Origin of the sequence: Kosakonia sp. S42, assembly GCF_016624785.1 — a bacterium.
Classification (GTDB): domain Bacteria; phylum Pseudomonadota; class Gammaproteobacteria; order Enterobacterales; family Enterobacteriaceae; genus Kosakonia; species Kosakonia cowanii.
The window spans coordinates 1-351 of record NZ_JACVTW010000103.1 but is presented as its reverse complement, the minus strand read 5'-3'; the positions used below and the strand labels follow the sequence as shown (position 1 = coordinate 351).

Below are 351 nucleotides of genomic sequence, written 5' to 3'. Positions count from 1 at the left end.
GGTGATCCTGGTGCAGCCGGCCGTGGTGAGTGTGCAGCCTGACATTACCACAGCCATCCGCAACGATATCGCAGCGCGGATGCAGTCGCCTGCCGGGGAGGTGAAATGAACCTGACCCGCAGTCTGGCCGTGATACTTCTGGCGGGTATCACGGCAGGTGCCGGGGCCAAAGACCTCGGCACCTGGGGGAATGTGTTTGAGCCGCAGGAGCAGGACATGCTGGTTTTTATCCAGAAGCGCCTGCAGGCGATGGAGCAGAGCGGTGAGCTGAACCAGCTGCGCAACGAGGCGGTTGAGCGTGTTAAGCGTAACGCCGTCAGGCCGCCGCCCGTTGCCGGCCTGACGCCTGCC

Annotated in this window: 1 pseudogene; it reads left to right on the top strand. The window is 63.8% G+C overall.

The annotated features are described in order from the left end of the window. Positions 1-105: 105 nt before the first annotated feature. Positions 106-351, top strand: a pseudogene (locus IAE50_RS25755) (type-F conjugative transfer system protein TraW); the annotation flags it as partial.